The 22626-nt window shown below is 63.6% G+C and carries 14 protein-coding genes; 4 read left to right on the plus strand and 10 right to left on the minus strand.

Going from position 1 to position 22626, the window contains the following annotated elements; genetic code table 11:
- Positions 1-174 precede the first annotated feature (174 nt).
- From TV39_RS04655 to TV39_RS04665, 4 genes are all read right to left on the minus strand, one after another.
- Complete coding sequence (locus TV39_RS04655) at positions 175-966, minus strand: hypothetical protein (RefSeq protein WP_144406312.1); 792 nt, start codon at positions 964-966, stop codon at positions 175-177.
- Between the two features lie 199 nt (positions 967-1165).
- Complete coding sequence (locus TV39_RS22465) at positions 1166-1480, minus strand: hypothetical protein (RefSeq protein WP_235347271.1); 315 nt, start codon at positions 1478-1480, stop codon at positions 1166-1168.
- A gap of 35 nt (positions 1481-1515) precedes the next feature.
- Positions 1516-3174, minus strand: coding sequence for a thiamine pyrophosphate-binding protein (locus TV39_RS04660; protein WP_043478963.1), 1659 nt, complete (start codon positions 3172-3174; stop codon positions 1516-1518).
- A gap of 120 nt (positions 3175-3294) precedes the next feature.
- Positions 3295-3798: an Lrp/AsnC family transcriptional regulator gene (locus tag TV39_RS04665; protein WP_043478965.1), complete on the minus strand. Its 504-nt coding sequence runs from the start codon at positions 3796-3798 to the stop codon at positions 3295-3297.
- 92 nt (positions 3799-3890) lie between these two features.
- On the opposite strand from TV39_RS04665, the gene hisC reads away from it, so the two are divergent.
- The 4 genes from hisC to TV39_RS04685 all read left to right on the plus strand — a co-directional run bounded on the left by hisC (position 3891) and on the right by TV39_RS04685 (position 10117).
- A complete protein-coding gene (hisC, locus tag TV39_RS04670; protein ID WP_043478968.1) occupies positions 3891-5000 on the plus strand; it encodes a histidinol-phosphate transaminase in 1110 nt (369 codons plus the stop codon).
- Positions 5001-5041: 41 nt separating this feature from the next.
- Positions 5042-6454 carry an amino acid permease gene (locus TV39_RS04675; RefSeq protein WP_043478972.1) on the plus strand — a complete coding sequence of 471 codons (1413 nt, stop codon included), beginning with the start codon at positions 5042-5044 and terminating at the stop codon, positions 6452-6454.
- A 437-nt stretch (positions 6455-6891) separates the two neighbouring features.
- Complete coding sequence (locus TV39_RS04680; RefSeq protein ID WP_043478975.1) at positions 6892-8193, plus strand: hypothetical protein; 1302 nt, start codon at positions 6892-6894, stop codon at positions 8191-8193.
- 751 nt (positions 8194-8944) lie between these two features.
- Complete coding sequence (locus tag TV39_RS04685) at positions 8945-10117, plus strand: PD-(D/E)XK nuclease family protein (RefSeq protein ID WP_052500484.1); 1173 nt, start codon at positions 8945-8947, stop codon at positions 10115-10117.
- Between the two features lie 529 nt (positions 10118-10646).
- On the opposite strand, the gene TV39_RS04690 is transcribed toward TV39_RS04685, so the two are convergent.
- The 6 genes from TV39_RS04690 to TV39_RS04715 form a co-directional block, all read right to left on the minus strand.
- Positions 10647-13943 (minus strand): UvrD-helicase domain-containing protein, encoded by a 3297-nt coding sequence (locus TV39_RS04690; protein WP_043478978.1) that lies wholly within the window; start codon positions 13941-13943, stop codon positions 10647-10649.
- Positions 13940-16780 carry a PD-(D/E)XK nuclease family protein gene (locus TV39_RS04695; RefSeq protein WP_043478981.1) on the minus strand — a complete coding sequence of 947 codons (2841 nt, stop codon included), beginning with the start codon at positions 16778-16780 and terminating at the stop codon, positions 13940-13942. The genes TV39_RS04690 and TV39_RS04695 overlap by 4 nt, the downstream gene beginning before the upstream one ends.
- Before the next feature lie 57 nt (positions 16781-16837).
- Positions 16838-17425 (minus strand): hypothetical protein, encoded by a 588-nt coding sequence (locus TV39_RS04700; protein ID WP_144406313.1) that lies wholly within the window; start codon positions 17423-17425, stop codon positions 16838-16840.
- On the minus strand, positions 17425-17964 hold the full coding sequence (locus tag TV39_RS04705; protein ID WP_043478986.1) for a hypothetical protein: 540 nt from the start codon (positions 17962-17964) through the stop codon (positions 17425-17427). Before TV39_RS04705 ends, TV39_RS04700 begins: the two co-directional genes overlap by 1 nt.
- Positions 17965-18011: 47 nt before the next feature.
- On the minus strand, positions 18012-20567 hold the full coding sequence (locus tag TV39_RS21315) for a sigma-70 family RNA polymerase sigma factor (RefSeq protein ID WP_160292477.1): 2556 nt from the start codon (positions 20565-20567) through the stop codon (positions 18012-18014).
- An 80-nt stretch (positions 20568-20647) separates the two neighbouring features.
- Entirely contained in the window at positions 20648-22333 is a 1686-nt protein-coding gene (locus tag TV39_RS04715) for a nuclease-related domain-containing DEAD/DEAH box helicase (protein ID WP_043478989.1), read from the minus strand.
- Positions 22334-22626: the final 293 nt, after the last annotated feature.

The raw sequence follows: 22626 nt of genomic DNA on the forward strand, positions 1-22626 counted from the left end.
AAGCTGCCATCCTTGAGAAGCCGCGCGATGCTCACGTGCTCCCGGAGCGGCCCCGCAAGGATGGCGTAGATGTCAATGAGAGTGCCTCCCCCCACAACATTTCTTCGTCCCTGACAGGCGTTTATGGTGGTGGGTCTTGCTGATAAAGGGGGTCGTCCGGGCCCCTCGAGTTCCCTAACCCAAGTGAATGGCGTTGTGGACCGCATTCAAGGCACTGACCATCTTGGCCTTAGCGTCGTCCAGCTGCCGATTCATCGCGGTGTATTGCTCGACGTCTTCGTGTCGCAACTCATATGGAACATATCGGAACTGCCCGTTTCTCCCTGGCTTTCTGGCCAAGTTATGAAGTAGAGCAAGATATGCACTGGCGGCTTGTTTGCAACCCGCCCAAATAGGGCGGAGGTCGGCCGACATGACAGGCCTAGGGTCGTCGTGCCAACGTTCCACCGTGGCACATAATGCCTCGTAAAAATCTTCTGCAAAGGCTTCGTGATCTGCCCTCTGTAGGTATCTAAAGTTGCTATCGGCGAAACCCCAACCTTCAATGCGGCTTTCGAGGAGATCGAGGTCTTTTGCTCTCTTGACACCGAGCGCACGTAGGCTGTCAAGTTCCTGACGGAGGTTCTGTGCTGTGAGTTCGGCGTCTCTCGCAGTACCTTCAGCCTTTTTTGCGGCAGCTTCTGCGTCTGCCACGGCATTCTCCGCTTGAGCTTTAGCAGTTTCAGCGGTTTTACTAGCGCTTTGTGCCGCCTGATATTGCGCCGTGGCCTTGCGGGTCGACCACATCCGCAACAATGGAAATGTAAGACAGATCAGTGCGAAACCGGCCCAGCCCACCCAGAAAAAATCAATCAGAAATTGTCTGAACTCTGGGATGAACACGAGAGCGATAGCACCTACGAGTAGGCCACCCAAGGTGGCTATGAATCCCACTTGCGAAGAATGGGTCTGCTTCAATTTGGTCACCAAAGGACCTTATCTGATCTCGTGTTTGCTGAGTTCGCAAAGGGATAACGTGACGTCTGTCTACGGTAGCGAGAAAATGCAAGCGGGCAGCCCATATTCAATGCCACTTCCAGCACGTCACCGTCGCAGGCGGCGCAGCTAGCGCCGACAACTCGTAACGTGCAGCATGAAGATGAATTTGATCATGGCCTCGACGTCGTCAAAGGGCAGGACCGAGGCTTCCTTCGCTAGGGGAGAAGTGACCGGCCAGCTTACGCGGGGTGTTCGATGACTCGGCCTCCGCGGCTAGCTCCGTCGGCCTGCAGATCAGCGGACAGCTGTTCGGCGCCGTGTTCCTCGCCGGCTCAGTCGTGGCGTAGTTCGCTAGCTCGCCCCCGGAGAGCACGTGGTGCACGGCGGAGATGGGCACGCCTGCCTCGCGCATCGTGTCCACGGTAAGTTCATGTGCCGCCCCTCGGCGTGATCCGGCGTTGATGACGACGGCGGCGGAGCGGGCGTCCCGGGCAGCATTCATGTGGGACATGTTAGGCGGCGGACCTGTGAATTCTCTTAGCCAGCCACCGCCGCCTTCGCCTCCTGCTTGGCCTGCATCCATTCGCTCATCCACGGTGCCCGGACGCTGGACGTGATCCGGCAGTCGGCCACGAAGGTTCCGTTGGCGCCTGCGTCGATCCAGTCCGGAAGCGCGGAGAGATCGGACAGCGTACGGATGATCGCCGACTCGGCACCGAGCGCGCGGGCGACGCCGCTGAAGTCCACTTCGGGGATCAGCATCGGCTTTTCGGTCAGGCCTTGGGAACCGTACTGGTGGATTTCGGCTCCGTAGGCGGCATCGTTGTAGATCACCACGACGGCGCTGTTCGCCGCACCGATCAGCGATTCGAGGTCGGACAGGCCCATCAGGAAACCACCGTCGCCGGAGGCCAGCACCAGGGTGCGGCCGTCCTCCACGGCGCGGGCCGCTCCGACGGCGCTGGCAAGGCCCAGACCGATGGTCTGGAAGGCCGTGCCCACCATGACCAGGTCCTGCGGCCGCGGGATGTTCCAGTACATGGGGGCCCAGCCGAGGAAGTGCCCGCCGTCCTGGACCACCGTGCGGCGCTCCGGCAGCATGGCGTCCAACGCGATGGCAAGGCAACGCGGGTCCAGCCGGCCGTCCACGGTTTCGGTGGTGCCTGCGTGGTGACCCGGTCCTTCGGCCAGTCGCTTGCGGGCCTCCGCCCGCCACGCTTCTGCCGAAGCCTCGCCGTCCAGCAGTTGGAGGAGGCGCCCCGCGGCAGACTTCACGTCCGCGCTGACGAACGTATCCACCCGGGGGTGCGTGGGCTGCAGGGCGGAGTCGATCTGGATGACGGTGCTGTCCGGGCCGAGCAGGTGCCCGAACCGCATGGTGAAGGGACTCAGGCTTGCCCCGGCCACGAGGACCACATCGGCCTCACCCATGAGCCCGGCCGCGGTATCCGTGCCGAAGCCGCCCGCGACGCCGAGGTACCCCTCGCCCTGGAGGAGGTTGAGAGCCAGGGCGGTTCCGGCGGTCAGCGCGCCCAGGCGGTCGGCGAGTTCCCGGAGCTCCGGGCCGGCGCCGGCCAGATGCGCACCGCGGCCGGCCAGGATCAGCGGCCGCTTCGCCCCGGCGAGCAGGCGGGCCACCTGCCCAAGGCCGCCGTCGACGTCGTCCGTCACCGCCGGTGCCAGCGGCTCGGGAAGCTCTTCGTCCCCGGCCTCGAGTGCCGCGAGGTCGTAGGGGATGGCAATCACGACGGCGGTGCGCTTGGTGAGCGCGTACTCCACCGCCTGCTGTGTGATGGAGCCCGCGGCGTCGCGGGTGACGGTGAAGGTGGCCGCGCCGAGTGCTGTGGCGATGGCTGCCTGGTCCACGTCCTGGGGCCGGGCGCCGCTGCTCGGGGCGACTCCGGTGACCAGTACGACCGGGATTTGCGCCTGGACCGACTCGGCGAGGGCGGTGAGTGCGTTGGTGTAACCGGGGCCGTAGGTGGTGGTGCCCGCGGCGAGGCGTCCCGACGTCCGGTAGTAGGCGTCGGCCGCGGCGATGACGGCGCCTTCATGGCGGACGGCGGAGAAGCGGAGGCCCAGCTTTTCCGCGGCGTCCAGGAAGTAGACGTTTCCGTTGCCCATGACGCCGAAGACATCGCTGACATAGCTGCTGAGAACCTGCGCCACGCGGCCGGAGACGGTAAGAGTAGTCATGCAGGAATCATGTGGGCTAAGTCACGAATCGGCAAGAGACTGCATTTGGGTTGGGATATTTGGCAGGCGCTAGCGGGCGGAAGTGAAAATATGCACACTTGTGGCGTGCGTCACCCGCACTTAGGTGGAAGGGCGGGATTCCTGCTCGGAGAGCCGGGCCAGGAGGCCGTCGTACCGCGGCGGCATGAGTTCCAGGACGGAAATGGCGGTGCTGGTCCGCTGGATCCCCTCGATTTCCAGGATCTCGTTGGTGATGCGGTAGAGGTCGGCCGTACCGCGGGCCACCACCTTGGCCATAAGGTCCGCGTCGCCGGTGGTGGCATGCACCTCGATGACCTCCGGGATCGCGGCGAGCCCGTCTTCCACCGCGCCGGTCCGGGTCTGGCTGATGGACAGTGAGAGGAAGGCCATGAGTTCGTAGCCCAGCGCGGCGGGGTCCAACCTCCGGCTGAAGGAGCGGAGTGCGCCGCTGTGCTCGAGCCGGGCCAGCCGGGCGTGGACGGTGTTGCGTGCGACGCCGAGCGTCCGGGAGAGTGCCAGGGCGCTGGCTTCCGGATCCTTGTCCAGGGCCAGAATGATCCGGCCGTCGAGGGAATCGAGGGTGCGAGAGTTCGCGATGGTCATATTTTCACCACACACAGTAGAAGTTGAGCAGAAGTCCCAATGGGTTGAGCGTATCTTGCATTGTGGGCGGGGTCACAACATGATCAGTCCTCATGACCCCTGATCAGCTCCTGGCCGAACCCGAAACCGCGCTTCCCGCCCTGCGTGGCGCGGTGGCCGGTCTTCCGCCCTACGTCCCGGGCCGGCGCAGCGCCGGGCCGGACATCGCCGCCCTCGCCAGCAACGAAAGCCACTACGAGCCACTCCCCGCTGCCGCGGCTGCGGTGGCCGCAGCAGCCGGTACCATGAACCGCTACCCGGACAGTGCCGCCGTCGAACTCCGTGAACGGCTTGCACGGCACCTCGGCGTCACCGCCGGAGAGGTGGCGGTGGGACCCGGCAGCGTGGGCGTACTCCAGCAGATCATCACCGGACTGTGCGACGCCGGGGATGAAGTGATATTCGCGTGGCGCTCCTTCGAGGCCTACCCCATCCTGGTTGAGCTGGCAGGCGCCCGGCCGGTCCGCATCCCGCTGGACGCCGCTGAGGGCCACGACCTCGACGCCATGGCCGCGGCCGTCACTGACCGCACGAAGGTCATCCTGCTGTGCACGCCCAACAATCCCACCGGCGTCCCGATCAGCCACGAACGCATCGGGGCCTTCCTGCAATCCGTCCGCTCGGACATCCTCGTGGTGATCGACGAGGCCTATGTGGAATACGCCGAAGCGGGCAGCGGCCCCGATTCCCTGGCGCTCTACCGCGAGTACCCCAACGTCTGCGTCTTGCGCACCTTCTCCAAGGCGTACGGGCTCGCCGGCCTGCGCGTGGGATACGCCGTGGCGGCACCGGCCATCGCCGACGGACTGCGCCGCACCGCCCTTCCCTTCTCCGTGAGCGCACTGGCCCAGAAGGCGGCCATCGCATCACTGGACGCGGGGGAGGAGATGGAAGCGCGGGTGGCCGCCGTCAGGCAGGAGCGCGCGCGGATGGCCGCGCAGCTCGAAGCCCAGGGCTGGAAGCTGCAGCCGAGCCAGGGCAATTTCCTGTGGATCCGTGCGGACGAGGGCCTCCGGGCGAGGCTGTTGGAGGCGTTTGACGCCGCCGGCGTCATGGTCCGGGCGTACCAGGGCGACGGCGTGCGGATCACCGTTGCCGATCCCGCCTCCAACGACCGCGTGCTCCGGCTTTTGGAAGCCCACGCGGCCTCGACAATCGCCTGACCTTTTACCAACCCGTTCCGCCTACAACCAGAGGAATTCCCATGGAACAACAGACAAAGACGTCTGCCCGCGCCCTCGGCGCGGCCCTTAAACCCCGCCAGCTCACCATGATGGGCCTGGGAAGCGCCATCGGCGCCGGCCTGTTCATCGGCTCCGGCGCGGGCATCCAGGCTGCCGGCCCGGCGGTGCTGATCTCCTACCTCGTGGCCGGCACCCTCATCATCCTGGTGATGTGGGCGCTCGGCGAGATGGCCGCCGCCAACCCGGACAGCGGCGCCTTCTCCGTCTACACCGCCAAGGCCTACGGTCCGGTGGCCGGTGCCACCGTGGGCTGGCTTTGGTGGCTGCAGTTGGTTGTGGTCATCGCGGCCGAAGCGCTCGGTGCGGCAGGCCTGCTGGCCACCATCTTCCCGGCCCTGCCGGTGTGGCTGATGGCCTTCGTGTTCATCGTGGTGCTCACCGCCGTGAACCTGACCAGCGTGAAGAACTTCGGCGAGTTCGAGTTCTGGTTCGCGCTGCTGAAGGTGGGGGCAATCGTGGCGTTCCTCCTGGTGGGTGCCGCCCTGCTCTTCGGCTGGCTGCCGGGCGTGCAGTCGCCGGGCCTGTCCAACTTCATGGGCGACGGCTTTGCCCCGAGTGGTTTCGCCGGGATTGCCACGGCACTGTTCGTGGTGGCGTTTGCGTTCGGCGGCACCGAGATTGTGTCCGTGGCGGCAGCTGAGACCGCGGAGCCGGCCCGCAGCGTGAAGAAGGCAGTCCGGACTGTGCTGTGGCGCATTCTGGTCTTCTACATCGGTGCGATCTTCGTGATCGCGGCGGTGGTTCCCGTGGGATCGGCGGGGCTGAAGAGCCCGTTCGCCGCGGTGCTGGATGCGGCTGGCATGCCCGGCGCGGCCACTGCCATCACCCTGGTGGCTGTCGCGGCACTGCTCTCCGCCCTGAACGCCAACCTCTACGGTGCGTCACGGATGGCATACTCCCTCGCGGAGCGGGGTGAAGCACCTCGCGTGCTTGCCTCGGTTTCCAAAGCGCGTGTCCCGGTTGTCGCAGTCCTGGCCAGCGTCGCCTTCGGCGTTGTCACGGTGGTGCTGGAGCTGGCCTTCCCCGAGAAGGTCCTTCCCGTCCTGCTCAACATCGTGGGTTCGACGTGCCTGCTGGTATGGACCTCCGCGCTCCTCGCCCAGCTCGCCTTACGCCTCCGCGCCGACCGCGAGGGGACGGAGCTTCCCCTGCGGATGCCCGGCTTCCCGTGGCTCACGGTGTTTGGTCTGGTCATCCTCGCGGCGATCTTCACGGTGGGCTTCATCGGCGAGGATTCCCGTCCCCAGCTCCTGAGCACCTTCGGACTCGTGGCGCTCCTGGCGGTGGCAAACTGGCTGCACCACCGGAGCGGCAAGGTTTCGCCGGTTGTCGAAACATCCGAGCGTGACAAGCAGCCGGTGCTCATCGACTGAATCGGGGGCCTGTACCATATCGCGCGTCCGTGCACGCGAAGGGGCACGTCCTGCTTTGGCCGGGCGCGCCCTACGCGCTACTGCACAGAGGGGCTGTAGTGGGACCCTGTGCCATCCGTCCGGCACACCAGAAGGCTCGGGGGTGAGGCAGAGATTTCCCGAGCACTGTCCCAAATGAGGACTGCACCCCGTTTAGCGGGCGTTCTAGATGAAACTCGTCGGCCACCGAATGCTGAGGTAATCCAATCGCAATATGACCAGGGCCGGTCTTCGTTTGGCACGTGGGAGGCACTTGGTCGAGGAGTTTGAACGCGCCGCGACCTGCCAAGCCAGGATCCATGAATACAATCACCAGAGATCCAGGCGGCACCGGCGGTTTCTCACCTATCAGCCGCATCCACACCGCCCGGAGAGGTGCAACCACAGAGGAGTAAGCGATGACCAATATCGAGAGCATCACGCTGGAAGCAGAGCTCGTCGGCGAGGACGCCACGCGTGACATTGCAAAGGCGGTCAGCGCCCGTCACTCGATCGCTCGCAAGTACGTCATGAGGCTGCGCCGGCGGCATCCGGACGCAACGCCCGCTGAGGTGATCCAGATGCTAGAGCGTCACTACGGAACCTCGATCACCACTGCGGGTGCCCTCATCAGCGCCGGCGCGATCGCGGCTGATATTGGTATCGCGATGATTCCAGGAGTCGGGGCGGCAGCAGCCGGCATGAAGAGTGCGGGACAACAGGCCGCCAAGAAGACCGGCAAGGAAGCCGTCAAACTTGCCGCAAAGAGCGCTGCGAAACAGGCCGCAAAGAACATGGCCCTCGGTACTGCGAAGAACGGTGCACAGCGGGCCGCTGCTCTCCTTCCAGCAGGCGATGAGCAGCTGCAGTTCGAGATCACCGCGGTCTTCGCGCTCGCTATTGCCGACATTCACGGAATGGACCTCGACAAAGACCAGGCCCTCGCCCTTGTCTACGGACTCTCGAACGAACGCGTGAGCCAGAAGCAAATCGCAACGATGGCGACAGACCTATCGAGCGCGTCGTCTGACGGCGTCGTCGGCGTCGGCAATAGGATCGCTGCTGGCCGCACGGACTGGTCGCACTGGGCGAACACGCTCGCGGACACCCTCCCTGGAGGCGCCGCGCAGAGTTTGGTTCGGACCATGGAGACAGGTCAACTGGACGCCGTGCGCGAAAATTTGAGTGGAAAGCAGCAGGCAACGATTGAGTACGGCGTTGGAGCCTTGGCGGGAGGGGTCACGCGCTTCGTGTTCGGTCGCGACGTCATCGTCGCAGCACGGGCAGCATTTGCCGATGCCCCCGACACGTTCCCCGAACATCTGGCCGTTCCTGTAAAGGCAGGCGACGATGACCGCGACGTCGAACAGAACCGAGCAATCGCAGCCATGGAAGATGCCGCAAAAGTGACGGGGAACTGGATTGCTGGCACTGCCAGCACAGTCGGAGGCGGCGTCGCAACGGGCGCCGTGGCAGTGGGCAGCGGGGTGGCCACCGCAGCCGACACGGTATCGCGCGTGTTCCGGAGCGTGGATATTGACGGGGACGGGATCCCGGATGAGCCTCAGGCCCTCAGTGCTGTCAAGGGCGTCGGGGGCGCCATCGCCGGTACGGCGGGCTCGGTCGGAGGGAGCGTCGCAGGGTTGTTCAAACGGAAGAAGCGTGGCGAACAGACGGCGGACGGGTCTGAGGCCGGCGACGAGGAAGTGGTCGAGAAGTAACCCTGCACAGCAGAGGGTGTTCAGGGGCGACGTGGTTATGTAGCCGGCCCACCTCTGGCCCCGTTGGGCGCTCTCAGTCTTTGCCCATCTGGGACGCCTCGTCCTAGTAGGCCTCGTCCCCGACTTCTTCGTCGCACGACGCAGACGAGCGACGCAACTGCCCTCTAGGGAAATCGAGTTTTCGTCAACTCCAACATCCGGAGCTGGTGATCGGAGAACAGTAAGACCGGTCGTGGCGCTCGGAATAGTCGTTCATGTTGGCCGTCGGCTTGCCACAATTAGGACACGGCCAATGGGGGCCTTCGCATGAGCGACTGTTGTGACCTTCAAATCCGCATTTACCACAAGCCATGTCGACACCCTAGTCCGGAACTTAGCAGCACGGCAACTAGCTAGTTGACCGGCCCGGCGAGCTACCTACCGGCGCATCGCGTCAATCCCAGACAGTGACGTGGCGTAGCCGCCAGGCTCTATCACCGACCACCACTCACGTGCTGTGACGGAGCTCCACCGGGTCGGGGTCTGACCTCAGAAAACTCTGATCATCGTGATTGGTGAGAACGTTGCCCGCCTAAGCAGCGACACGACGAACCAGCAGATGAGGGTGGGTAACGGGAACAACAAGGTAATCTGCTAAGTGACGTGGCTGAATTCAAATTCCATGTAAAGTGCCCAGCTGTAGCCATGTGGGGGTCTCGCAGCGTCGCCGTCCTCCATCTGGTCTTCAGGTCTATGCTCGGGGGATGATGTCGTGTCAGATGACTTGGTAACTGGGCTCCTGCCAGTGCTTGGCAGGTCCCTCGAGCTGGGTTTCAACGTTTTTGACGTCATGCACCACGGACTCCACGAGAAGCAGATCTCGAATGTATTCAGGTGGTTGTTGGACCCCGAGCAGACGCACAACCTAGGTGACCGTTTCCTGCGGATCTTTATCGACGAGTTGAACCGGGTTTCGGTGGGGAGTGAACCGCTTCCGCATGGCAGCTACTTGGTGCGTCAGGAGGTGAACACCTCGGTGGGCGGGTCGGGAGCGGACATCGCCGACCTTGTCCTTGAGAGCGAAGCTGCGGTCGTCGTCGTGGAGAACTATTTCACCTCTGACGGTCACGGTCACAGTTACAGCGGTTACCTGGCGTTCAGCGTCCGGGACGGCAAGCATGGTGCCGTCGTGCTCTTGTGTCGCGATGAGGATGCGTCCTTGCAGACCGTGGGGTGGGAGGACGCCGCGGTCCTCACGTATGGCAAGTTGGCTCAGCGACTGCTGGAACACATCGGTGGCGACAGGGCCTACCAGCGGAAGAATCCCGATGCCTACGCGTTTATCGAGCAGTTGCACCGTAAGTTCGTTAGGGAAAGGGGCCGCGTGGGTGATCAGGAAGTGCTCAACTTCGTTGTTGCCATGTGTGATACCGGGGAGGTGCGCAGATATCAGGAGCAGCCGCAAGATGTAGCCGCCGAGCGCTTTGCTGATGATCTTGCGGTGCAAGCGAGAGAACGGTTTGGCGAGGGCCGCGACCTCCTCCAGCGAGTCAAGTGGCGCCTCAGCGCCTTCAGCGAAGGACCGCTCAGACGCCAACTCAACGCGACTCGGGGTGAGGGGTTTGTGCGCGGAGTCGACGCGAGATTCGCGGGGATATACCAGTGGACCATCAACATCGAGGTGGAAGAAGATGCGACAGACTCGGGCCAGTCGAGGCTCCAGCTCAAGTTCGGGCCGTCCGCATGGTTCGCCAACGAACGGGATCCGAAATGGACCCGAACGGTCGAATCTGGCCAGGCGGACTACTCGCGATTGTTCGTTACGCGGCCCGGGGTCAAGGAGATCCATCAGTCGACCCTGAGTATCCAGGACGTCCTTGACGGCCTCGAACCCGCCGACCATAGGCTTCACGATGAGATCATTGCGTTGCTCAGAGCAAAATGAAGGCTGCCGGACCGGAGCGCACTCGGCTGGTCGGAATCTTCGGTGAGTCAAAGGGCAAGTAGGGACCTTGGGGAGCTTCAATCCAGCGGTCGCGGGCTCTTTGGCGAAGGCCCAGAAACTGCGAGGCGTAAGCCCGAGCTTAGCCTGACAGGAGTTCCAGCCAGCAGCCAGTGATGGCGTAAGGGAAGTTCTTTAATTACAAAAAGCGCTCAGCTGAGAACTTTTTGTAATTGTCTTGATTGTCCGCGGTGGCGGCTACTTTGTCGGTATGGCTGAATCAGGAAAGACAAGGAAAGCTAATGCGACCAGAAGGTGTCCGATTTGCGGGCACGAATCCTGGCGCATCATCTACGGCATGGTCATGCGTGACACAGTCGAGCAAAACCCGAAGACGGAATTTGCTGGTTGCGTCATGATGCATGAACAGCGTACCTATCCCGCGACCGGCCACATTGAGTGGGGCTTGCCGAAGTGGGCTTGCCAGAGTGCCGAGTGCCGGCACCGCTGGTGGTAGACGGCACCCTGCAAACTATAAGTCGTCGTCGGCTTTACTCTGCCGAGACTGTCGCACGACCTCTGCTTCTCCTGCCCGGCAGAAAATCAACACCAGCTCGCTCACTGTCTGTCCCGTAATGCGCTCCACCATGCGGGCATAGGTGGATAGCTGGCGCCAATAAGACATGAGCCTCTCCTGCGTGACGCTGATGTCCGTCTTGAAGTCGGCGATGACCAACGCCCCATTGTCCTCGCGGTACATTAGGTCGATGATGCCCTCCAACGTCATGCCGTCGACGGACGTGACAACAGGCAGCTCCAGCCAGTGCTCCCTGTCCGCTGCACGCTGAACAGGAGCGCTCCTTAGCGCAGAGCGCGCCCGTTCCGCGAGGCCGGCGGGGTCTTCGAGGCCGGCTGCGCTGGCGATCCTCTGGGCCAGCGCATCGAAGTTCCCAGTCTCTCGCAGGTCGCTCAGTTCGAGCAGTCGGTGCAGTGCAGTACCGAAGTCCGTGCCATGCTCCGCGCCGGGCTCAGCGAAAGACGGTACCTTTCCGGCCTCTTCCAGGCTCACAAACCGCGCAGCGCCATCCGAATCCAGGCCTGCCAAGCCGCTCTCCGTGCCTTTTGCAGTCGCGGTGACCGAAGTCGAGGAGGCTTTGGCTGAGGACTTCTGCCAGGCCCCGCGATCCTGCTGCCAAACATCGAACTCTTCTACTGGCCGGACCTCATGAGGCGTTCTGGCCTGTTCTGGCATGTCCTCCGGAATTTCCAGATCCGGTGCTGAAGCTCCCTCGGCTGCCTCCTTGAGGAGCTGGCCCAGGCTGTTCTTGGCATTCACGTAGTGGGAGACCACGAGATGGCTTTCCGCGCGCGTGCAGGCAACATAGAGCAGGCGGCGACGCTCGGCGTCGTCGAACTGCTTCTCCACTTCCTCGGCGGTGCCATATCCAGCCGATCGGATGTCGCCAATGAAGTGCACCTGCAGTTGTGCGCTTTGATCCCAAAGGGCTGCGGCTTTCTGGTTGTTGGGGCCAGACCCGGTACCGGCCAGAATCACCATGGGGAATTCCAGGCCCTTCGAGGCGTGGATGGTCATGATCCTTACGGCCTGGACATCGGTCTCAGGCACCACAGCTTCCTTGACCCGCGAGTTTTCCTCCTGCTGCACCCCGGCCCATACGAGGTAATCGCGCAGGCCGCCATGCGTGGCCTCCGTCCAGGCCCTGGCCTGGTCGATCACGAAACGTAGCCTGCGCCAGACGTCGCGGTAACGGGGGGCGTCGATCGCCGCCTCCAGCATGCGTCGGTCGTTGACCAACCGCTCCATGAGTTCAGCGGGCGTCAGGACTTCGATGTCGCGGCACAGCGCGGCAAGGTACTGAACGGAGTGCGCCACGGTGGATTCCTTGAGCGCATCCGGTGCGGGGGAGAAGAGGTTCCACCGGCCTTCGGCCTTCTTCCATTCAAACAGTTCATCATCGCCGCAGCCGAACATTGCCGACCGAAGTGTCAGCACAAGCGCAGCTTCGTCCGCCGTGTTTGAGATGGCTCGCAACGCCAGCAGCAGGTCGGTGACCTCCTGTGTCGAGTAGACCAAAGACGAAGCTTCGGCGCGGTACTCAATGCCGGCCTCGTCCAGTGCATCCTCCAGCGCGGCGAGGGACGTGCGGGTGGGGATCAGGACGCATATGTCCTTCAGCTCGACCGGGGAGGGCTTGAAACCGCCGGACCGCTTGCTTTGCTTTTGCCAGGCTGGCTGTCCTGCGGTCCCGGTCGCGATTCTGATCGCCCCGGCAACGTCGGCTGCCTCCTGGCGGCGCATGCCGTCAGCCGAGACCTTTCCGGACTCGCTAGGCTGGGCACCGGCGCGGCCGATGACTGCGACCGCCGGGCCGTGCTCGAGGTCCCATTCCGGGCGTTGCGGATCGGGCGTCAGCGCGCGGTATTCAGGCTGGATGGTGCCGCTCGCAGTGATGAGCTCACCGAATGTGGCGTTGATCCATTCGAGGAGGCTTCCGGTTGACCGGAAGTTGGTCTGGAGCGACGCGATGTTTGAATTTTGGTCGTCAGCGAAGCGCTGCTGGGCGCCCAAGTAGGTGGCGATGTCGGCCCTGCGGAAACGGTAGATGGACTGCTTGGGATCGCCGACGGTGAACAGCCGGCCCGGAGGGATGCTTAGCTGCTCCCACCCGTCCGGTCCGCAGACGGCCTCGGCCGTAATCCGGCTGGCCAGTTCGGCCTGGACGGGGTCGGTGTCCTGGAATTCGTCCAGCATAATGCAGCGGTAGCGATTGTGGAGTGCCGCGTGGACGGTGCGTTTGTCATCGCCGACGAGGAGGTCCCGGGCGTGGATGAGGAGGTCGTGATACTCGAGTTCGCCGCTGTGCTGGCGTTCGCGGGCAGCCTGGACGAGTACTTCAGCCATGGCGGCGGTGACAGTTTCCACGGCGGGCTGGACGAAGCTGTTGAGCAGGGCTGTCGCCTGTTCGGCTAGGTCTTTGCATGAGCTCCTCACATCGGCGACGTTGATGGACCAGTTGCCTCTTTGTCCGCCGCTGAGGCCCTTCTGCGGGACAGAATGCAGGAGCTCGAGAACAAGGCCCAGCTCGCCGGTTTCGGCCTCGGCCAGCCCACCGTGCCAGCTCTTGATGTGTTCGAAGGCGGTAAGCAACTTGTCGGCGGGGTCCGTGCAGTGATCAGCGTGTGCGAGGACCTCGGACGTCTGGCGCAGGAGCGGGCCCAGGTCCACAGCCGGGATCTGGCGCTTCCGGGGAGGGTGGCTTTCCAGCCGGTCCCAGTTCGCGTCCAAGTCAGCCGCCACGTTCTGCAGGTGATCCAAGGAAACGCCGACGGCGAGCAGGATGCGGAGGGCGTCGTCGATGGACGGGTCGGTGAAGAGTTTCTGCCGGGCCGCTTCCCATCGCCGTGTGAACGCAATCTGGGACCGCAGCTCGTCCACCACTGTTATCAGGGGCGGAACTCCGGCCTCGATTGGATGTTCGCTGATGATCCGCGCCGCAAAGGAGTGGATGGTGCCGATGGGAGCGGTGTCCAGCTGGTTCAGCGCCCGCACCCGCAGCTCCGTGGGGTCCGCGTCGTTCAGCTGGCGGCGGACCCGTTCCCGCAGCTCACCCGCCGCTTTCTCCGTAAAGGTGATGGCGGCAACGCTTTTCAGTTCTACCCCTGCGTCCACCATCGCGCAGATGCGCTCCACAAGTTCATGGGTTTTGCCGCTGCCCGCTCCCGCCTCGACGAAGATATTCGCTTCGAGCTCTTGCTCGATCAGGGATCGGTCGGTCTGGTCTACGAGTTCCAGGACTTCGGTTTTCATTTCTCCGCCTTCAGGAGCTGGGCATAGGGCTGAAGTTCGTGGGCGTTTTGAAGCTTTAGCCAGCGCAGGCCAAGCTCCTGGGCCCCCATCATGGTGGTGAAGTTGACATAGCGGTCAGACTCGGGCCGAGGGGGGAATATCCCGTTCCGCAGTGCCGACATGATGAGACCGGCGTCCGCTCGAAGCTGCTCGATGACGTCGTCAGTCACGTCGTAGCCGATCTTGGCGAAGCCGCCGGCCTTGGAGATGAACCAGTACTCCGCTGCGACGGGTGAGTGCGGGGCTGCGAGGGTCCGTGCAAACAGGCCGTAGACAGGAAGCTGGTAACGGGTACCGTCTGCGGTGGGGTGGTTGTTGAGCGGCTTGAATTTGTCGGCCTTGCCGGTTTTGTAATCGATGACCTTGACGGTGCCGTCGACATTCCGGTCGATCCGGTCCACCTTTCCCCGGAACCGGACCACAGTGCCGTCGTCGAAGGTCAGCTCGACCGGCGGGTAGCTGTCGGTGTCCTCCGGCCCGAAGCTGGCCTCCTCAGCGAGGTAGCTCCAGCCCTCGGCGGACCGGGCATCATCGTCAGCCAGAACCCGTTCCAGGTCCTGGCGGATCATGGCCTGGTTCCGCTCCCAGATGTGACGGAGCCACGCCGGGTTGGCGAATTCCGCAAAGGCAGCAGTGGCAAGCTCCGTGAGGCGGCTCGACGACGGTGGAAGCCCGTCCTTGGTGATGCTGCGGACGTAGTCTTCCAGCACTTGGTGAACGAGGATGCCTCGCTGCTGTGGCGAAATCTGAACCTCCAGTTCGACGTCCTCCAGGATGCTCACCTTAAGAACGTGCTTTAGGAAGTAGCTGAAGGGACTTGTCACCCAGTCCTCGAGGCGGGTCGGGGACAACGCCCTCTCGGAATCAACGATGGTTCCGGCGTGAGCGCCGAGGTTGCCATTGAACCTGGAGAAGATGCCGTCGCGCCGGTCGCGGGTGACGTCAAGTGCGCGCTGCAGCGCAGCATCCATGCGAAACGCCGCTGAGCGGTCCTCCGCGCTGAGGATGTGGCGCAGCCTCCACTCCTGGGCAGTCGGCGGGAGGGCAGCCGATGCGGGGGCGCCGTTCTCGATGCCATGGGCAAAGGAATGCAGTTCCTTATAAGACTTGGCGGTGATCCATCGGGAGATCTGATAACTGCCGGATCCGCGCAGGTCGCCGCGGGGGCAGGTGATGATCCGTTCGGATCCTGCGGCGAGGGCGGCGAAAAACTGTTCCCTGCTGGCTTCTGCACGCTGCTCCACAGTGGGGAGGTTCCCGCCCATCATGGTCCGGACACTGTCCGGCAGGAGCGGGTTTTCCCTGATTCTTGCCGGTGCAAGCCCTTCCGCCGCGCCAAGCAGGAACAGGGAATCCAGATCCCTGGCGACGGCGTCGGCGTAGCTGCCGATGACGACGCCGGTGCCGCTTTTCCCGGTCCAGCCGCCCTTCGCAGCGATCCCGTCTTCCATTGCGCTGCGGATGAGCGAGGGGGTGGGCGGCAGGCCGACGAGGTCGAGGTGGCTGAGGTCGCGGGCGATCTGGGCCAACGCGTCGCGGGCAGCAGCCTTTTCCGGCCGTTCGGTGGTTGTCCGCGGGCCCATGAAGCCTTCAAGGAGTCGGACCAGCCCGGCTGATGCTTCGCTCCAGGTCGCGGCAGTCTGAATCTCACCAAGCCGAGAAACAAGGTCCGCCACAAAGGATCGCAGCGTTCCGAGCTGCTCCCGTTGACTGTCCCGGGTAGCGGATACCGTCTCACCGGTGCCTTCATCGGCGTCGTCTTCGACCGGGGGACTGGCGTGAAGCCTTTCGCAGACGGCGCTGCTGGGCAGCTTTCCCGCCTGCCAGACGAACGTTCCTTCGGCGTGGATGTTCAGTATGGCCCGCATGTCCGGAGCCTGCGGGTCGAGCGTCAGCAGTTGCAGGAGGCCACGCGCGATCGGCGAGTCCGTAAGGCGGTGGGCCGCCGGACCAACGAAGGTTATGCCGGCCTGGCCAAGGCGCTGGGTCAGCAAAGCGGCGTACGGCTGCGAGGCCGAGTGGAATATCCCGATGCGATGGCCGGGCGTGCCCGCTGCCAGCCTCTCGACGACAAGGCGGACGACTGCGCGGACTTCGTCGTCAGCGTCGGAGGCGGTCATGAGAATAGTGCCTTCATCCCCGGTACCGGACGCCGTGACTCCTAGCATTCCGGCCTCTTCGAGGCTCCTTCGGAAGGAAGAATCGGACGGATGCGCTTCGGTGCCCGGCATGAAGCCTATGACGGTGCCAAGCCGTCGCATCGCCGCCTGGGTTCCAAGTTTGCGGCCAGCGAGAGTGAAGGCTTCATGGTCCGTGTACCAGCGCGGGCCGAGCACCTCCGTGGCTTTGCCGTGGATCCGCAGCACTTCATGCATGAGCTTGGGCAGCGCCGGGGCGGAGGGGCCAGGTACGGCGTCCAGTAGCTCCGCCGTCTTGGCTATGGCTCGGGCAGTAGCGGGCTGTTCGGCGACATCTTTGAAGAGGCCTGGATTATCGATCAGGACCTTGCTGACCGCTCCAAGCCTGAGGACCGGTAGGAGCGGACGTTTCCCCGCCAGGGCGGGGTCGTCGGCGATGAGTTCGGTTGCCAGATCCTTCAGAGTGACTGCCTTGATGCCCGCACTTCCTGCGCCCGCGTTGAGGGTCCTGCCGAGGAACCTGGTGACATCCAGCCCGGACGCATGGGACGGGACCAGCACGGTGACGGGGGCAAGCGGATCCGCGGCCTGCGCCCGGCTAATCATTGCTGCAAGCTCGGCCAGAGCATCGCTCACCGACGGAAAAGTACTGCAGGTCATGCTGTCCCCCTCATCCTGACATCTCACACAACATAGCAACCGGCAACGACAAAACTGCTACGAAGCTCCCGAGCCGCTATCTCCGCCTGCTTCTGCTGCGGCACCAAGCAGACGGTCAAAACTCGATATTCCATAATCAGGCGGCGTGACGGTGACGATGACTCGCGTCGTCCGGACCGCGTTGTTTACCCGTTTCACCACCGGATTCCGGGCTGGCACTGGCGGCTGCTCGCTGATTGCCTGAAGCTCTACCCCGGGAACACCGTTGACGAGCAACGGGAGGGGCTTGCCGTTTTCGATCAGCGCCCTGAACTGATGGGCGGATAGATTGTGGGTGGAATTTCCGGTCAGCCCCGCGACTATGTCGTTCACTCTTGCGGTGATACTGTTCAGGAATTTTTGTTCGGCGGAGGCTTTTCCTCTGATGGACAGAGCCGTGAAGACGATGGCGAAGACGGCGGTAAACAGAGTCACTGCTCCGAAACTTCTGAGTCCGGGCAAGAAGATCATCAGGATGAGGCACAGCACCGCACCGAGCAGGGCGAAGCCGATGAACATATTTCCGCCGTCCTGAGCGGGCCTGCCGCTCCACTGGTCGGAGGTGAAGCTGCTGATGACGCGCCGCTCCGGCTGGGCCTTTGGCATCATTGCTCTCGTTTCGCTTCGAGTAAGGCCTCGGCTAACATGATGGCGTGCCGTGCATCCTGGAGATCGTTGCGCAGACTCGGGTCCGGGGTTGCCACTGCAGCTGCGTCCGCCGTCCCTGCAAGTTCTCCGATCGCCCTGCTGAGGTTTTCGCGCTCCTGCGTGAGCATCCGCGACGACGTCAGCTTCATTTTGCTCTTCTCCAGGCCGGCCAGGGATTTGTTGATCTCGTCGCGGAGGGTGCGGACCACAGTTGATCGGTCGTCGATCCGCTGTGTGCGGTTCCGGAAGAGTGGCTCCATCTTCAGCGCAATCTCGTGGAGCTCGACCAAGGCAGCTTCCCGCTCGGGGATCTTGGCAGAGTCAGTCAAGAGGGCAGAGCACCGCATAAGGCGGTCTTCCCAAAGCTGAAGGCCTGTGCTGTTCTGCCGAAACAGCAGAGTCAGGATCTCAACGGTTTTGTCCAGGCCGTTGCGTCGAACCGTGAGTTTGGCGCTGGCGGCATCGAGGCGTCCGATGAACTCGTCATAGTTGTCCACTTTTGCTGTGGTCTTGGCTGACCACGCTGGCTTCCTGGGCGCCGCCATCAGTCTGAGCCCGACTCGGCGCCATCGTTGCTGGCCACGCTGCCCTCGCTGGGGTCGCGAAGGGACAGGTATTCCCTCAGTACCTGAGACCTCGAGGGATGACGCAGCTTCTTCATCGTCTTGGATTCGATCTGGCGGATACGTTCGCGCGTGACGCCGTAAACCCTTCCAATCGCATCCAGCGTCTTTTCTTCGCCGTCTTTGAGCCCGAAACGCATCGCAATGACCGCTGCTTCCCGCTCGGCGAGCGTGTCAAGTATTGCGTAGAGCTGGGCCTTAAGCTGTTGCTTCTCAATGCGCTCGACAACGTCCACATCTGTCGGGTCCACCAGCTGGTCCGCCAGTGGCTCCAGGCCGCCCTTTCCATCGGGAACCAAGTAGTCCAGAGAATGAGCTGGCCGGTCAAGACTCAGGAGATACTCCACCTTGTCTGCTGACTGGCTAGTGAGCTGTCCGAGCTCCGCGTACGTCGGCGTAATTCCCTGCACAGCCGCTCCGCGCTGAGCGGCCAGGACTTTTTGCACCTGCTCCACCATGTGAACAGGCAGTCGGATCATGCGCCCTTGATCGGCCAGGCCCCGCGTGACGGCTTGGCGAATCCACCAGGTCGCATATGTCGAAAACTTGTAGCCGAGGGTGTAATCGAACTTGCACACCGCCCGGTGAAGGCCGATGTTGCCCTCCTGGATCAGGTCCAGGAAATCCATGCCTTGATTCATGTAGCGCTTGGCGATGGACACCACGAGCCGAAGGTTTGCCTCAAGGAGTGTGTCGGCGGCGCGGTCACCCAAGAGCGCAATTTCGCGTAGCTCCCGGGATTCCCTACGACCGCGGGGAGCGCCGTCCGCCAGGAGGTGGGCGGCGTATAGCCCGGCTTCAATCTCCTGGGCGAGCTCCACTTCCTGCTCAGCCGTCAGAAGGTCCGCACGTCCTGCACGACGCAAGTAGTCCTGCACGGCGTCCTCGCTGAAGCCTTCCATGCCGGCAAGTTCTTCCGGCCACTCAGGATCTTCCAGATCGAAGTGCGTCGGCGCGCCGTCGTCGCTTTGCTCGCTGTCGTCGACTTCGTCGCCGCCGTGCTCGGGAACCACAACTTCCGGTTCAGCAAGGGCTTCACCGTCGGTCTGATCCGCCGAGCCACCTGACTCCGTCCCAACCACAGCCTGGCTGACGAGGAATTCCTGCAGCCGGTCCAGGTCGGTCGTGATGTCGAAGAACTCCACGTTGCGTGCGAACGGCAGCACCTTGCCGAGGAATTCCTCGCCCTGCACGTTGGGATCCTCAACGGTGCCGGTGGAGTAGAGGACCACGAGCCGTCCGGCGCGGCCGTCCGCCTTCGTGCGGATGACTCGGCCGAGCCGCTGCACCATCTGCCGCTGGCTGCGGTTGGCCGCCACGATGATCCCGAGGTCAGCTTCCGGAACGTCGATGCCTTCGTCGAGGAGCCTAGGTGCGGCAAGGATCTGGGAGGCGCCGCTGCGGAAGTCCTCCATGCCTTGCCGGCGGTCGTCCTTGGCCATCCCGCTGAACAATGCGGAGGCCTTGGAGCCCATGGCCGTGTACAGCTGCTGGGCCCGGCGGGCGGATTCCTGCGTCTGGGTGAAGACGAGGGTGCCGTGTGACTCATCAACCGTCTGCTTCAGGGCCGCGAGCGCGTGATACTTGGTCTTTGCCTCCGCTAGGAGGGCGAGCCGCGATGACATTGCCCGCATGTATTTGCGGGCAATCGTTGCTTCCCTGCTTGGTGAATCCGATCCCGCGAGGGCGGCAACCGCGGCGATGAACTGGTGGAAGGGCTTCCGGGGGATTCCGGCGTAGGACTCCAGGTTTCGGGCCGCGTCGGACATCGTGTTGGAAAATTCCTCGTAGTTGACCTGTTCGGAGTGGGTCAGGTCAACGCCGACCAGCGCGATGTCGAACGGCGCAATGACCTCGTCCTTCAGAGCACGGTCATACCAAAGCGAGTAGATGACGCCGCCGAAGTAGGGCGTCAGCAGGTTCTCGTGCTCGCCGTCAGACCGTTCGTACGTAGCCGTCAGCCCAAGCCGCCAGGCGTACCCTTCCTGCAGTGCGCCGGTGAACATCGGTGCGGCGTAGCGGTGGCACTCGTCAGCGATGATCAAGCCGGCCTTGTGGCTGCGAAGCGTCTCGCGGTTGGACGCCGAATGGACGATCGCCACCAGGATGTCGACGTGGTCGAGGGAGTCGAGCCGGCCGTCGCCGAGTGCGCCGCGCCTCGCTTTCGGCAGGTCGCGCTGCAGCGACGCCAGCCACTGGCGCTGGAGTTCGGCTGTTGGCACGAGGATGAGTACCTTGATGCCTTGGCGGACTGCCTCGAACGCGGCGGCGATGCCGACGCGTGTCTTGCCGGAACCGGTGACAGCTTCAACCACGCCGCGGCGGGCGTTCGCGTGCCACGCGTTCAAGGCTTCCTGCTGCCACGCGTACAGAAAGGCGTAGTCGTAAGAAGCCGGCACTAACGCGGGCGCAACCCGGGCTGGCACCTGCGGAACAACCATGACCGGGCTTGTCCCGGCGTCGACCAGTTCTGGCATTTCATCCCCCATTGGACGGTTCTGAATCTAGTGACTGGAGACTATGCGGTGGCTCCGACAATTAACGTGAGCGCCATCACCTAGAGATCCTGCAGCACCGGACTCCACGCCTGCGCACGTGACAACGCCACCTTCAGCTCCCGGCCGCCGGCCTCCTCCAGCAAGCCCGAGTCGCCAACAACCACCAGCAGGCTCCTGGCCCGGGACAGCCCGACGTAGAGCTGCTCGGCCGCCCGGTCCATGTCCTTGAAGCCGTTGACGCACAGGACCACCACGGACCGTTCCAGCCCCTTGAAGCCCAGGACGTGGCCGTAAAATTCGGCTTCACCGGCGTGGAATTCGCTCCAGTAGTCTTCGGTGGCGCCGCGCTCGAAGAAGTCGAGGTGCACCGGATGCCGTTCCTTGGTGGTGAGGAGGGCGATCTGGTTGTTGGCCCAGCCTTCGGCGATGAGGGCGTCCACGCAGTCTCCGGCGACGTTGAGGGCCTCGCCGGTAGGGCAGTCGACGAACCGGACCGGCAAACCCGTGCTGCCGCGGGGAGTAAAGTGCTCGCCGGCAAAGGGCCTGAAAGTTTCGGCGATTTTTCGGGTGTTGCGGAGGTTCTCATCAATGTGGATGGGCACCAAGGCGGCCATCGGGCCGGAGGTGAGGTCCGCCGTCGCGCCGCCCCACCGGCGGTAGACGTCCTGGCGGTCATCCATGAAGGCGTACACCTCGCCGCCGTCAGGGTCCTTCGTGCAGGCGAGCAGCGCCTCCCACCACAGCGGGGCGAAGTCCTGGGCTTCGTCGACGACGACGGCATCCAGCCGCTCGTGCGGCTTCATGGTTGCTGCCAGTTCCTTCAGCAGGAGGGGCATCTCCACGTCGAAGTACTCCTGCCCCGATCCGTCCGGAACCCCCAGCCCGCGCACGTATTCGTGGAACTCGCCGGTGAACACGGGCTTGGCCTGGCGCCAGGTGGAAACACGGTCCTGCAGGTACTGCCCGAGCCCCTTGTTGTAGCAGAAGAGGCCGACGCGTTTGCCCCGCCTGCTGAGCAGGCGCGCCTTCTCCACGGCCAACCAGGTCTTCCCGCTGCCGGCACCGCCGGTGAACCGGATCCGGGGGAGTGAACGGGTTGCTTGCAGCAGGACGGCCTGACGCTCCGTGAGGTGGTCCTGGGCGTCTTCATCCTCCTGGGGATTGCCGGAGGGCCCGACGGCGGCGTCCAGGTTTCCGCTTAGCTTGCGGACGATGCGCTCAAGGAAGACCGGAGCCAGCGGGGAGGCCCCGCCACCTTCGTTTTCTATCGCCCGGCGGACAAGCTCGGCGGGGGACTGGCTGTCGGTCTGGTCCAGGATGAGCGAGCGGGGGCAACCAGCCATGGCCCAATCGGTGGGAACTTTGGTGTACGGCAGGCTGACCATGTAGGCGCAGCGGCTGCTGAGGCGCGAACCGAGTTGGTCCTCGAGCCAGTTCTTGAGAGCATGCAGCGAGCTTTGCGACTGCGCCACCGGGCTCAGTATCTTGCGCTTGTTGTTCCGGTCCGATTGGTACCACTGGCCGTCGGCGATGGTGACCTGGCCGCCTTTGACCTCGATGGCCGCCATGCCCACTCCGGGCCAGAGGACGAGGACGTCGATTTCGTATTCTTTCCGGCCGTCGCGTATGTGCACGGAATGGGCCAGGACAACGTCATCAGGAAGGCTTTTCTTCAGTGCGTCCCAGACGGCCTTTTCTGCCAACTGCCCCTCGCCGAATTCCGGTTCCTCCGGTATGCACCTCATTGTTGCCCCCCACACTGTTGAACCGGCTGTCCGGTTTGCGCTGTTCCAACGTTAGCGGAGAGGCTTGTTCATGGAAGTAGCCGGTGATGGGTCTTTGCTTCGTCAGACCTGATGGCTCCGGGTTCTGGCGAACTCGGCTAATTCGTCGGAGAAAGCTGCGAGGAGGACTGAGGCGCGGTGCGGACGGGGCCGCCGGCTTCAATGCCGCCAGATACTCGGACGCCGTGGCAGGTGCATCCGTTCGCCGGGGCGATAGGGGAAGGTTTCAGTGCTGGGCGGTCGGTGGTCCGAGT

It is taken from the genome of Arthrobacter sp. SPG23, from assembly GCF_000876655.1.
Lineage (GTDB): Bacteria > Actinomycetota > Actinomycetes > Actinomycetales > Micrococcaceae > Arthrobacter.

What these genes read in the sequence shown, in the direction of transcription:
- TV39_RS22465 (WP_235347271.1), bottom strand. Translation starts at nt 1,480, where the DNA reads ATGAATGCTGCCCGGGACGCCCGCTCCGCCGCCGTCGTCATCAACGCC.
- TV39_RS04660 (WP_043478963.1), bottom strand. Translation starts at nt 3,174, where the DNA reads ATGACTACTCTTACCGTCTCCGGCCGCGTGGCGCAGGTTCTCAGCAGC.
- TV39_RS04665 (WP_043478965.1), bottom strand. Translation starts at nt 3,798, where the DNA reads ATGACCATCGCGAACTCTCGCACCCTCGATTCCCTCGACGGCCGGATC.
- hisC (WP_043478968.1), top strand. Translation starts at nt 3,891, where the DNA reads ATGACCCCTGATCAGCTCCTGGCCGAACCCGAAACCGCGCTTCCCGCC.
- TV39_RS04675 (WP_043478972.1), top strand. Translation starts at nt 5,042, where the DNA reads ATGGAACAACAGACAAAGACGTCTGCCCGCGCCCTCGGCGCGGCCCTT.
- TV39_RS04680 (WP_043478975.1), top strand. Translation starts at nt 6,892, where the DNA reads ATGACCAATATCGAGAGCATCACGCTGGAAGCAGAGCTCGTCGGCGAG.
- TV39_RS04690 (WP_043478978.1), bottom strand. Translation starts at nt 13,943, where the DNA reads ATGAAAACCGAAGTCCTGGAACTCGTAGACCAGACCGACCGATCCCTG.
- TV39_RS04695 (WP_043478981.1), bottom strand. Translation starts at nt 16,780, where the DNA reads ATGACCTGCAGTACTTTTCCGTCGGTGAGCGATGCTCTGGCCGAGCTT.
- TV39_RS04700 (WP_144406313.1), bottom strand. Translation starts at nt 17,425, where the DNA reads ATGCCAAAGGCCCAGCCGGAGCGGCGCGTCATCAGCAGCTTCACCTCC.
- TV39_RS21315 (WP_160292477.1), bottom strand. Translation starts at nt 20,567, where the DNA reads ATGCCAGAACTGGTCGACGCCGGGACAAGCCCGGTCATGGTTGTTCCG.
- TV39_RS04715 (WP_043478989.1), bottom strand. Translation starts at nt 22,333, where the DNA reads ATGAGGTGCATACCGGAGGAACCGGAATTCGGCGAGGGGCAGTTGGCA.